This window comes from Flavobacterium anhuiense (genome assembly GCF_001705175.1).
GTDB lineage: Bacteria > Bacteroidota > Bacteroidia > Flavobacteriales > Flavobacteriaceae > Flavobacterium > Flavobacterium anhuiense.
The window spans coordinates 3,965,717-3,978,999 of record NZ_CP016907.1 but is presented as its reverse complement, the minus strand read 5'-3'; the positions used below and the strand labels follow the sequence as shown (position 1 = coordinate 3,978,999).

The window sequence follows — 13,283 nt, the reverse complement described above, 5'->3', positions numbered from 1 at the left end:
TAAAACCTGTCGGATTTTCGAAAACGAAAAGGTTTGATGAATTTAATCATCAAACCTTTTTTATTTCGTTAATCTTGTCATTCCGAGAAACGAAGAATCACACTAGTAATTCCGCAACGATTAATCTTTTCTTTGTAGAGTTTCGTGTGTGATTCCTCGTTCCTCGGAATGACAAACTAAATTTATTATTTTAATTAATTAGGTCTGTCTTCTAACTTACTTCCCCATTTTTTATTAGGTTTTGGTCCCATAACAAATTCTAAAGTACCTCCAGCTTCAATATCTGTATGTTTTATAAAAGTCTTGGTGTAACTTTTACCATTCAATTTCGCGCTTTGAATATAGATGCTTTGATCTGAAACGTTTTTCGCTGTAACTTTAAAAGTCTTTCCGTTTTTCAATTTTATAGAAGCTTCTTTCAACAGTGGCGAACCAATTACATAAACACCGTTTGCTGGATTTACAGGATAAAATCCCATTGCACTAAAAATATACCAAGCAGAAAGCTCACCGCAATCATCATTGCCAGAATAACCTGATGAAGTGGTATTATACATCTTCTTTAAAATCTCAGCAGTATATTTTTGCGTTTTCCACGGCTCGCCTGAATAATTGTATAAGTAAGCAATATGATGACTTGGCTCATTTCCGTGAGCGTATTGTCCTATAAATCCTGAAGCATTATCGTTTACTTCTTCTGGCCTTTCGTCCAAAGTAAAAAACGTATCCAGTTTTTTGGTAAACAAATTGTCTCCTCCAACTAAATTTACCAATCCTTTGACATCCTGAGGAACATACCAAAAGTATTGCCAGCCATTGCCTTCTGTAAAAGGATAACCGCCGTTTGCGCCATATTTCAGCGGATCAAAAGGTCCAATCCAATTGCCTTTATCATCTTTTGCCCTGAAAAAACTGATTTCTTTATCGTATAAATTTTTATAAAACTGAGAACGTTTTGCAAATTGATTGTAGTCATCGATTTTGACTAATTTCTTTGCCAATTCGGCCACACACCAATCGTCATAAGCCATTTCTAAAGTCAAGGAAACCGACTGCGATTTCAGGTTTTCGGGAATATATCCGTACTTTTCCCATATTCCAAATGGCGATCCGGGATGTTCTCGCAACGATGAATTCTTTACGGCTTCAAAGGCTTCTTCGGCATCAATTCCGGGGATTTTTTTCAAAACAGCATCCACAATCACAGGAATGGCATGATTACCTATCATGCAATAATTCTCCTGTCCCCATAATTGCCAGATAGGCAAATAACCAAAAACCTTATAATATGCCAGCATACTGTTTACAAAATCAGCCGAACGTTCCGGCTGTAAAAGCGTGTACAATGGATGTGCGCCGCGATACGTATCCCACAAAGAAAAAGTAGAATAATATGGCTTAGATGAATTTCTAACCGTAAAATCTGCTGATAGATAATCTCCGTTAACATCTGATAAAGTATTTGGCTGAATGAAGGTATGATACAAAGCCGTATAGAAAATCTGCTTTTGCTCGTCTGTGCCTTCTATTTTTATTTTGCTTAATTCTTTTTCCCAAACAGCATCTGCATTATTTACAACTGCTTGAAAATCCCAAGCAGGAATTTCGGTCTGAACATTCAAACGGGCATTTTCGATACTTGTGGCAGAAATTCCAACTTTTACTAAAACCTCCTGTTGCTTCGAAGTATCAAAATCCAAAATAGCGCGAATGGCATTTCCGTTTACTATTTTGGCATTCTCATACACATTTCCTCCATCTGTTACATGATTATGAAGTATTGGCTGTGAAAATTCGGCATGAAAATATACTTTTCGCATAGGTGCCCAACCCGTAATTATACGATAACCTTCAATGGTATGATCATTTGGAAATGATAATTGAGATGCGATAATACGGCTATTCCAATCCGATTTTTTCATCGAATGATCTAAATCAACAATGATGTGCGCTTCTTTATTTTTGGGAAAACTGTATTTATGAAAACCTGCATGTGTTGTTGCCGTTAATTCGGCTTTTATCTGATAATTTAAAAGTTCTACGCTGTAATAACCCGGTTTTGCCGATTCTTTGTCATGCGTAAATTTAGATTGATAGACATTCTGTCCTGTTTCTTCTTTTACAATAGAACCGCTGAAAGGCATCAGCATTACGTCAAATAATTCGGCTACGCCTGTACCGCTTAAGTGCGTATGGCTAAAACCCGCTATTGTGGTATCGTTATAATGGTAACCGCTGGCAACACTCCAATCGGGTATGTTTCTTGTATCTGGACTTAACTGCACCATTCCAAAAGGCATTGTGGCTCCAGGATAGTTATTTCCTGAAAGCGGTGAACCGTGTGCTGCTCCTGTTCCAATAAACGGATTTACATGAGACGCTGTTTTTTCTGCCGTTTGTGCTCCTAAACTTATTGAACTTATTATGGCACAAGAGTATAGTATTTGTTTGAATTTCATTTAGAATAAAGATTTATGAAACATAATTTCATTATTTCTTGAATTGCCTACAGCTTTAGCTAAATATTAATAAGTCAAGCGATTTTCGATTGAAGATTAACGGTTAAAAATTTATTTAACCGCAATATTGTCATTTCGACGAAGGAGAAATCTTCACGAGTAGCTCCACAACGTAAACCCAATCTTTGTAGAGTTTCTTGCGGAGATTTCTCCTTCGTCGAAATGACAAACCGCATCAGAAAAGCGAAAATCGCTTAGCTTAATGATCTCCAGCTAAAGCTGGAGACAATTTAAACTACTTAGACCTGACAGCTTTTAAAAACCTGTCAGGTCTAAAAAGAATCTATTTAATTTATAGTTTAGATGAAATGATTTCTTTTAATTCGCCGTTCACTTTTACTTTCACTTTTGTTGGTACAGGAGATAAAATTTCATATTTCGTCACTTTACCTTTTTCCCATTTCATATTTATAGTAAAGTTTCCTTCGGCTTTTAATCCTTTTACTTCGCCTTCTTTCAGCCAAGCATCGGGCATTGCAGGCAATAATTCGACAAATCCAGCATGGCTTTGTATCAGCATTTCACCAATTCCTGCTGTAGCTCCAAAATTACCATCAATTTGGAAAGGCGGCCCAGCAGAAAGTAAATTTGGATACACTCCTCCTCCTGCTCCATAATTAATATTCGTTGCTAAAGTTGGTCTCAAAATCGTTTTTAATAATTTATAAGCTCGATTACCCTCTTTTAAACGAGACCAAAAAAGCATTTTATAAGCTATTGACCAACTTGGACCATCGTCTCCGCGAACCTCGAGTGTTTTTTTAGCCGCTTCGGCAAGTTCTGGCGTGCTTTCTGGGGTAATTAAAGGCGCTGGATATAATCCGTATAAATGAGAAACATGACGATGTTGTGGGTCTGGTTCTTTATACGGTTTTAGCCATTCCTGAATTCTTCCGTCAGGAGAAATTATTCCTGATGGCGGTAATAATTTTAATCGTTTTTCCAGTTCGATTCTTAAGTCATTATCCAATCCTAATTTTGCAGATGCATTAATTACATTATTAAACAATTCACGAACGATTTGATTGTCGATTGTTGGTCCCATACAAACATGTGCGTCCTGACCATTTGGCAAGAAAAATGAATTTTCAGGAGAAACTGACGGTGAAGTTACCAGCCATCCTGTTTCTGGATCTTTTACCAGCATGCTGTTGTAAAACTGCGCTGCGCCTTTTATGATTGGATAAATTTCAGCTAAATAAGCCTTATCATTCGTGTACAAATAATGATTCCATAAATTATTGCACAACCAGCCCGAACCCGCTTTTGCGATTCCCCAAGAGGCGCTTTCTCCTGGTTCTGTAAATCCCCAGATATTCGTAATAACGTGTGCTACCCAACCATCAGCATTGTAATAGGCTTTTGCTGTTTTTTCGCCGTAAGGCACCATTTCTTTAACTAAATCTTTTAAAGGCAGATTCAATTCAGATAAATTTCCTGTTTCTAATGCCCAATGATTCATCTGAACATTTACGTCAAGATGATAATCGCCATTCCACGGAGTTTGAACCTGATGCGCCCATAAACCTTGCAAATTTGGAGGAAGCAATCCCACTCTTGTACTGCTGATACTCAAATAACGTCCATATTGATAAAATAAAACAGGAAGTGCTGTATCTGAATCAGGATCTTTCATAAAAGCATCCAAACGTTCGTTTGTTGGCGATGCATTTTTAGTTGATTTTCCAAAATTCAGCGCTACACGATTGAATAACTTTTGGTAGTTTTCAATATGTTTTTTCTTCTGATCCTGATACTTTTTCTGCAAAGCAGCATCCAAAGTTTTATCTACTGCATCTTCGAAATTTTGATCTTTGAAATTGGTTCCTGCCGAAATGTAAAGCACTACTTCTGTAGCATTTTTAATTTCGATTGTATTATTGGTATATAAAGCTGTTCCGTCTGTCGTTTTGGCTTTTACCTTGGCTTTATATTTCATTCCTTTTCCATCAATTCCGTTGTTTAACTGACCTGTCATCACTAAGGAATTATCACTGTTGTTGATTGTTTTGAAATGTTCCGGTCTGTCTAAGTGAACGGTAAAATTAAGTTTTCCTTTTTTGCTTGAAGTCAATTTTACAAAAAGGACATCATCACCAAAACCAGCAAAATATTCTCGTTTATAAATTACACCGTCAATAGTAAATTGAGTTGATGCAAGTGCAGTTTGGATATTTAAGTTTCTACTATAATTTATAGCTTTTGATTTGGTTTTATAATCAAACTTTAAAGTCATATCTCCCAAAACCTGATAACATCCAAATTGCACATTTGCTCCGTCCCCGCTCCCTGAACCTGGGCCTGTACAAACAAAATTTTGATTAATGAGCTGTTCGGCTTCGCTGTTTTTATTAGCCAATAACAATTCTCTTATTTGAGGTAAAAAAGTATAAGCTTTATAATTATTAGCATCTTGTGGAGATCCGCTCCATAAAGTAATATCATTTAGAACTAACTTTTCGGTTTCAATTCCGCCATCGGGCATAATGCCCAACCTTCCGTTTCCTAGAGGCAAAGTTTCTTCCCATTGTGAAGCAGGTTTTGTATACCATAACGCTAAAGGATTATTTTGCGAATAACCCAAAAGTGGTATTAGTATAAAAAACAGGGCTTTGATTTTTTTGATATTCATGGTTTTATTCTTTTAAACCTGACAGGTTTGTTGTATTGAAATTTTTTAAAACATACCTAACAGGTTTTGGAAACCTGTTAGGATAGATCTCTCCATTTAGTTGTTGTATGGTACGGCTTTTATTACTGGTTTTTCTCCATTTTTTAATGCCGATTTTTCAAATTCTATTGTTACTTCTTTGCTTTCGCCTTTCAATAAAGTAAAATAACTGTCACTGATAATTGCTGGCAAAATCTGAGTTCCTGACGTATCATTTATTGGTTGCACATTAATTCCGAAAGCAATTCCAGACGGACTTGAAACTTTGGCTTTTATCACATATTTCCCATTTTGTTTCACCACTTTGCTGGAAACATTTACATTGGCTTTTGGCAGTTTATTCAGTTCTGTAAAATCTTTCATATTGGTGCCTCTCCAATAAAAATTCTCACTGATTAATTTATCTGAGGCATCTTTTAGTTTTAATCGAATAAAATGCACAGGACTTAAATCGGAAGTATCAACATGGGTTTCTGCACCAAAAATTTTGAAATCGTATAGAGAATATCCCCAGCTAGAACCACGTTTTATTCCTAACATCCGAACGTAACGGCCTTTTGTTTCATCAAATGAAATAGTTTGAAGACCTTGTTTTCCGTCTTTAATCACGCCTACATCTGTCCAGTTTTTGGCATCGTCACTTATTTGGATTTTGTATTCTTTTCCAAAAGCATTTTCCCAGTTTAAAACCACTCGATTCACAATATACTCTTTTTCAAGATCTACATAAATCCACTCATTATCTGTCGAATTACTTGCCCAGCGCGTATTTGAATCTCCATCTGCAACATCTCTTGTATTTCCTCCATCAGTAGAGGATGCGGTAACATTTTTTTGAAAAGCCAAATCTTTCTGATTGGAATAAAACGGAATTACAAAACTTTCTACAGCTGTATTAGAATAAGAATCAACCACAGCATTTTGCTTATACTTTCCTACCGTTTTTCCATCTAAATTATAGACAACGGCTTCGGCTTTCAGATTTTTAAAATCAGTTCCTGTTGTATTGATTACTTTTACCGAATTGTCTACAGGACTCCACTGAATATGCATAGGCTCACAAGCCGATTTTACTCCCCAATATGCTCCCGTCAAATCATAATAGTAATCGTAAGTCTGCCAAACCATACTTGGGTATGAAGATTGGCTCATCCAGATCATAATACCAGAGGCATCTTCCCACATATGATCCAGCCATCCTTCGTACATGGCTTTGTTGGTTTCTATGTTTAAAAGTTGAGCCTTTTTAGTATATTCTTCCAGATTATTTGGTTTACCGTAACGTTCTGTAATGCTTTTATCATAATTATCTGGAGTGGCGTTAAAGGCTTTTTGTCCAAAGAAATGTTTATCCCACATATCGTTTCTGGGCCACCAGTCTTTTTCTGGAATAAACTTTTTAAAGCTTTCGATATTAGGAAAAACTGCTGTACCAATTTCAGAACGTAAACCCCAGCTTGGACCGTCCCCTGTTCCCTCATAAGGTTCTGGATATTTTGTAAAATAAAACCTCGGATCTTTATTGCCCCAAAGTCCGCTACCGCTTAAGTTTCCTGTATTCGAACAAGGTTGATAATAACGGTCGTTGTTGTCAAACGTTTTAATATTTTCAGCAATCCAGCCATTTAGCGGAGGCTGCGGAAGACCTTCATTATTTCCGCACCAAATTGCGATACTGGCGTGATTTCTAACACGTTTTATTTTCTCGATTACATTGCTATTGAAAACATGAATATCCAATGGCAGATTTGGATTGGCATTTAGCCAAAAATCATCCCAAACCATTATACCATATTTATCGCAAGCTTCGTAAAACTCTGCGTCTGTTGTTGAGCCCAGCCAGTTTCGAATTATATTATAATTCATTTCTTTGTGAAGTTTTACTTTAAGATCATATTCTTCACCTCTGCAACGAAGCATATACTCGCTCATTCCCCAGTTTCCTCCTTTTAAGAAAACACGTTTTCCGTTTATAGAAATATGCAAAACGCCACCTTCTGTATCGTAAGTATATTTTTTGATTCCAAAAGTTATCTTTTGACTATCCGAAACTACATTTCCAACTTTAAAAGTAAATTGGCAAGTATATAAATTAGGATCGCCATAACCATTTGGCCACCAAAGTTTCGGGTTTTGAATGGAAAGTTCCGGAAACTGTTCTTTTGTCAATTTTACATTCGTGATTCCATCAGCATCTAAACTGATTTTTTTAGAAAAAGTAATATTTCCAGGCATAATTACACCCGTAAGAACTCCTTCCTGATTTTGTCCAGATGCATTTTTTAAGTCTACTTTTATTTCCAGATCTGCTCTTGCGTTTGTTGGCAGATTGGTATGAATCCATGGATCTGCAATGGTGACTTTATCGGTATTGGTTAAAAAGACATCGTCTGTAATTCCAGAATTTAATCCTGGCACATAAGGCATCCAATCCCATCCTGCGCTAGAAATGTAAGTTGGGCTTCCGTAGTTATTTAATGGCTGTTTCGGAATGCTTACTAAAATGTTTAAGACATTTTTTGCTTTACGGTTTACAAGCTTTGTAATATCAAATTTGCCGCGTTGCATCATTCCGCTTAAAACTGCTATTTTTTTTCCGTTAAGGTAAATTTCTCCTTCACGGTTTATACCTTCAAAATTTAGCCAGATGATTTCTTTTGTGAAATTTTCCGGAATGGCAAATTCAGAACGATACCAAAAACTGCGATCGTATTTTGATTTATCGACCTGATATATATTGTCTCCAAAATTAGGGTCTTTTTCTAATCCGCTTACGACATAAGAATTAAATATTGTGCCTGGAACAACTGCTTTTACCCAGTCAGTATCAGCGTAATTTGAAGCAAACATTTTAAGGCTGTCTTTTCCTATTTCTGCTTGTGGTTTTACCTTCCAAACAATATTAGAAGAGTTTAGACTTACTTTATTCTGAGCGTAAAAATTGAACGAAATGGCATTTAAAACAAATAAATAGAGATAAACCTGATAAGTATAAAATTTCATACTGTTATTTGAATGATTAAAAATTGTTGAATTATAAGAAATAAGAATGCCATTTTGGAATAAGCTTTTTCGAACAGAAGAACTCAGTACTGTTACTACCTATACCCAAAATGGCATTACAAATCAAAACTGTGGCATTAACCGAACCACATGAACCAAAAAAATAAAAATTACTATTGATTTTTTTTTTAGATATTAATAGCCCGGATTTTGATCCTCTGGGCCAATCTCATCGTTAAGCTTAATCTCTCCAATTGGAATAGGATAACGGTTATGAAATGCTGCAATGGTACCGTTTTGTTTTGCCCATTTGTTGCGAGCGCCTACCAATTCTACCAATTTTCCTGTACGGATAAGATCCATTCTTCTCCATCCTTCAAAAGCCAATTCGCGCATACGCTCATCTAGAATCTGATCTCTAAACTGAGCTTGAGAAAGTCCGCTCCAAGCCATTCCTGCTGGCAATGTTCCTCCAAAAGCTCTTGTTCGAACCTGATTCACATAACTTTCAGCTTCTGTTGTGCTTCCTAATTCATTTAAACATTCTGCGTAGTTAAGCAATACATCAGAATATCTGATATACGCTTTATTTTTACCTGAATTCCAAAATGACTGTTTTCCGTCTACACGAATATCTTCGTATTTTTTAATGTGCGGATCTAGCTCATCACCACCAAAACCTGCAGGAAGTGTTGGCGTAACTCCCTTATAAGTAAAATCATAACGGATGCTGGCAGCTTTACGTGTGTCACCAGCTTCCCATAATCCTCCAGCCGTTTTGTCTTTATAGCAATATTGAGTAGGAAGAATAAGATCGTAACCTCCAAAATAGGCATATTGATCCATATTGGCTAAAACTCTTGAACCTGTCTGCCATTGTATCTGGTTGTTATCTGGCCAATTGTTGTTATACTGCCATTCGTATAAAGATTCTGAAGAATTAGCATGGTCAGGATTAAAAACATCTGCGTAATTAGGCAGCAAGCTATATTTTCCAGATTTAATAACTTCTTCAAACCATTTTTTTGCTTTGTTATAATCACGGTATCCTGATGCTTCTGGCGCATATAGATATACTTTTCCTAAAAGCGCCTGAGCTACTCCTTTTGCAGGAAATGCAGGATTGCTTTGTGTTACAGGAAGTTTCTCTACTGCTCTTTCCAAATCGGCAACTATATAAGAGTAAACCAAATCTAAAGGCTGACGCTTTAAACCAAACTCTGCCGATTTTGCTTTATCATTAATCGGTATTTCTCCCCAGTATTGTGTAAGTTCAAACATTAATGTTGCTCTCAAAAAACTAGCTTCACCCATTAAAAGATCGCGTTTTGCACTATCATCTTCGGTATTTATTCCTAATGCTCTGATAGACTGAGCTGCAACTTCGATTACTGGCCATCTGTCATTCCATAATTGTCCAATTGCCTGATTTTCCTGGCTTAAGAAACCATTATACAAATCAAGTCCTGCTTGGTTTGCATCTCCTGTCACCTGCAAAGCTCCTTGTTGCGCTTCGTCTGTACCAAGAGAAGTATAAAGTCCTGCACGGTCTTTTTGCATATTTCTCCAATTTGTTATAGCTCCCAAAAGAACAGGTTCTATTTTTCCTAAACTGCCGTATGCTTGTTCAGCAGTAAGAGAACTTTTTGGTTCTTGATCTAAAAAATCTGAAGAACAGGAAGCGGATAATATTGTTAGGGCCATAAAGGCTATAATTTTTGCTTTCATAAAAATAATTTTTAGAATTAATTTGATTAAAGAGTTACATTTAATCCCATAACTATCGCTCTAGAAATCGGATAAGAATCTCCTCCCTCAGGGTCATATCCTTTATATTTAGTTATAATAAATAGATTCGATCCCGTTACATAAAACCTGCAATTTTTAAGAAAAACACTTTCTGCAACTCTGTCTTGTAATGTATAAGATAATGTAAGCGCATTTAATCTAAGGAATGAAGCATCTTGTATCGCCTTATCTGTTTCGCCCAAAGTATATCTTCCTCCTCCATAATAAGCTCTTGGCACATCTGTATTGGTGTTTGTTGGAGTCCAACGATCCAAAAGATCTGTATGTGCGGCACTCATTCCTCCAGAGTTCATATAGCTTTCGTAAGTCCCACTTGGTCTCTTACCTCCTATTGAATACGCAAATACTGCATTTAATCCAAAACCTTTATAATTAAGATCTGTAGAAAAACCACCATAATAATCAGGATTTAAATCGCCAACCACATATCTGTCTTGATCGTTTATTACACCATCTCCATTGCGGTCTTTAATTTTAATGTCTCCAGCCTGAACAGTTCGGCTTCCATAATTTATTTTAGTAAGATCTTCTCCTTGCTGTGCTATCCCATCATATTGAAATACATAAACTGTGTTTACTGATTTTCCTAAGAAAAAGTTCCCAGTACGCTGGATCTCATTGTTACTATAACCACCTAAGTTGTATATCTCTGTAGCATCTCCATAAAGTTTTGTAACCTTATTTTTTGCGGATGATATGTTGGCAGAAACATTCCATTTAAAATCTTTGTTTTTAATAATGTCACCGCTAATTTCTAATTCAAATCCTTCATTAGTAGTAGCACCAATATTGTCTAACTTATATTTATATCCTGATGAAACTGGCATGTTACGCAACATCAAAAGATCATCATTATTGATGTGGAAATAGTTAGCACTTGCAGTCAATCTGTTTTGGAAGAAACCAGCGTCTAATCCAATATTAAATTGTTTTTGTTTTTCCCATCTTAAATCAAAATTATCGATGTAATTATCAGACACGTAAGTTCCAGAATTATTGCTCACTTGCGCATTGTATAATGCAAAGTATCTATAAGCATCTACATTCTGATTTCCTACCATACCATAACCTACGCGAAATTTAAGTTGGCTTAATTTTTCAAATCCAGAAAGGAAATTTTCTCTAGAAATATCCCAGCTTCCCGCTATAGAAGGAAAAGTTCCCCATTTGTTATTAGGACCAAATTTAGAAGAACCATCTCTTCTTATTGTACCTGTAATATTGTACTTCCCATCAAAAGTATAGTTCGCTCTTGCAAAATATGATTGATTTGTATAATCTGTAAAATTCGATCCTAACTGTGCATTGTCTTTTTGATAAGCTCCTGATAATGCCATGTATGTCAAGTCATCACTCACAAATCCGCGAGCTCTTACATCTGTAGTATTACCCGAATTACTTAGTACAGAAAATCCTCCCATTATACTTACGTCATGCTTTGCAGCAAAAACTTTACTATAACTTACAGTATTATCCCATTGATAATTTAATTGTGAATATCTGTAATGGTGCGCCTCGCCATTCATAGAATTTCTAAGTGATTGTCCAGTGTAGCTTGGCACATAATCAAAATTTGCCTGATCTATAACATCCACAGAAAGATTCGTTCTGATATCAAGTCCTTTTACTGGTTTTGCGCTTAAAAAATTACTGCTTGTAAGTCTATTGCGCGTACTTGTATTTATGATGTCAAGACTTTTTATTGGATTGTAAAGATTTTGATCAAATACTTCACCATATCTCAGATAAGTAGCTTTTGGGTCTATAGGCAATAATGGATTTGCTCCCAATGCCACACCAAAGGCACTTCCTTCTTGGTAATTGCTCTGACTTCTTGAAAAGGTCGTATTGGTACCAAACTGCAACCAAGATTTTAAATCCTGTGTAAGGTTAATTTTTCCATTATATCTTTTAAAATCAGAATTTTTAAGAAGCCCTTCCTGATCAACATAATTAAAACTCACAAAATAAGTTCCTTTTTCTCCTCCTCCGCTAAAACTTAAATTATGATTGGTTTGAAAACCTGAACGCGTTACCTGATCTAACCAATTATAGCTTTTACCAGTTCTGTAAGATTCTAATTCATAAGGTGCAAATACAGTCGAACCATCTGACTTAATTTGATTAATATAAGCAGCACGATCAGCACCAGGATTCTCATCCATATAACGATTTGCATAAGCGTCAACTCTTAAATCAAATAACTGCTGGTCATTCATTAACGGAATGGTTCTTGCAAATTCAGATACACCTGTCCATGTGTCATACTGTATTTTTGCTTCTCCTGATCTTGAACCTTTTTTTGTTGTGATTACGATTACTCCATTTGCAGCTCTTGAACCATACAATGCAGTAGCAGAAGCATCTTTAAGCACTTCCATGCTCGCAATATCATCAGGATTTATGTTTTCAAAATTACTATCTGTAATCAAACCATCAATTACAAATATTGGGTTACCGCCAAAGTTTAGAGAATTATTCCCTCTAATTCTTATTGAGCCTGTTTGGCCAGGCACTGCACTTTGCTGCACGTAGACTCCTGACGCGCGCCCTTGAAGCGCCTGCACTACGTTTGGAGTAGGAACCTCTCTAAGCTTATCTCCAGAAACGCTGCTTACGGCACCTGTTAGATCTCCCTTTTTTATAGCAGCTCCAACTATTACCACTTCTGTCAGTTCCTGAGTGCTCGGAGTCAAAGAGATATTAATTTCAGACTTGTTTGCAATTGCTGTTTGCTTATCAAATCCGATAAAACTAAACTCAAGCGTGGAACCAGATTTTACATTTAATAATTTGTAACTACCATCAATGTCTGTTACTGTTGAATTCTGAGTACCTTTAACCTGAATAGTTGCCCCTGGTAAAGGTAAATTTTGTTCATCCTTAACTTTACCAGTTATGGTTTGGGAGTAAAGTGTGCCGGCATACAACATAACTACTAAGAAGCATAAGTATCTTATTGCAATTCTCATAATAATTTGGTTTTTAGTTAATAAATTAGTTAGTTAGTTTTTTGTTCTTTATTGAGCATTTAAAATACGAGAAAACGAATTGACTTATACTATACTATACTACAACATTACAAACATACAAATATTTTCATTACATCCAAATTTATGTTTTAAGAATTTGCTATTTTTTTTATTGATTTATTTAGGCTTTGCCACAAATACGGCACCTAAAAAAGGAAAAAGAAAATAAAGGATATGATAATTTAAAGAAATGTCAGACAAAAAAGAAGAAAGGTTCAATTAAAACCAAGGAAAAAAGTGTACAAATTT

The 13,283-nt window shown here is 35.9% G+C and carries 5 protein-coding genes; all 5 read right to left on the bottom strand.

All coding sequences use genetic code 11. From position 1 onward, the window contains the following. Nucleotides 1–194 precede the first annotated feature (194 nt). Nucleotides 195–2,459 (bottom strand): GH92 family glycosyl hydrolase, encoded by a 2,265-nt coding sequence (locus BB050_RS16845; protein WP_066034385.1) that lies wholly within the window; start codon nucleotides 2,457–2,459, stop codon nucleotides 195–197. A 352-nt stretch (nucleotides 2,460–2,811) separates the two neighbouring features. Next, the gene (locus tag BB050_RS16840) at nucleotides 2,812–5,151 is read right to left on the bottom strand and encodes a glycoside hydrolase family 95 protein (protein WP_066034384.1); all 2,340 of its coding nucleotides are present in this window, start codon (nucleotides 5,149–5,151) and stop codon (nucleotides 2,812–2,814) included. Between the two features lie 96 nt (nucleotides 5,152–5,247). Continuing rightward, nucleotides 5,248–8,193 carry a discoidin domain-containing protein gene (locus BB050_RS16835; RefSeq protein WP_066034383.1) on the bottom strand — a complete coding sequence of 982 codons (2,946 nt, stop codon included), beginning with the start codon at nucleotides 8,191–8,193 and terminating at the stop codon, nucleotides 5,248–5,250. 195 nt (nucleotides 8,194–8,388) lie between these two features. Continuing rightward, on the bottom strand, nucleotides 8,389–9,921 hold the full coding sequence (locus BB050_RS16830; protein WP_066034382.1) for a RagB/SusD family nutrient uptake outer membrane protein: 1,533 nt from the start codon (nucleotides 9,919–9,921) through the stop codon (nucleotides 8,389–8,391). Nucleotides 9,922–9,947: 26 nt separating this feature from the next. Continuing rightward, nucleotides 9,948–12,974, bottom strand: a complete 3,027-nt coding sequence (locus BB050_RS16825) for a SusC/RagA family TonB-linked outer membrane protein (protein ID WP_066034381.1) — start codon at nucleotides 12,972–12,974, stop codon at nucleotides 9,948–9,950. Between the last annotated feature and the right edge of the window lie 309 nt (nucleotides 12,975–13,283).

Bases quoted from the DNA above. Each gene is read 5' to 3' on its own strand.
- BB050_RS16845 (WP_066034385.1), bottom strand. From the start codon at position 2,459: ATGAAATTCAAACAAATACTATACTCTTGTGCCATAATAAGTTCAATA.
- BB050_RS16840 (WP_066034384.1), bottom strand. From the start codon at position 5,151: ATGAATATCAAAAAAATCAAAGCCCTGTTTTTTATACTAATACCACTT.
- BB050_RS16835 (WP_066034383.1), bottom strand. From the start codon at position 8,193: ATGAAATTTTATACTTATCAGGTTTATCTCTATTTATTTGTTTTAAAT.
- BB050_RS16830 (WP_066034382.1), bottom strand. From the start codon at position 9,921: ATGAAAGCAAAAATTATAGCCTTTATGGCCCTAACAATATTATCCGCT.
- BB050_RS16825 (WP_066034381.1), bottom strand. From the start codon at position 12,974: ATGAGAATTGCAATAAGATACTTATGCTTCTTAGTAGTTATGTTGTAT.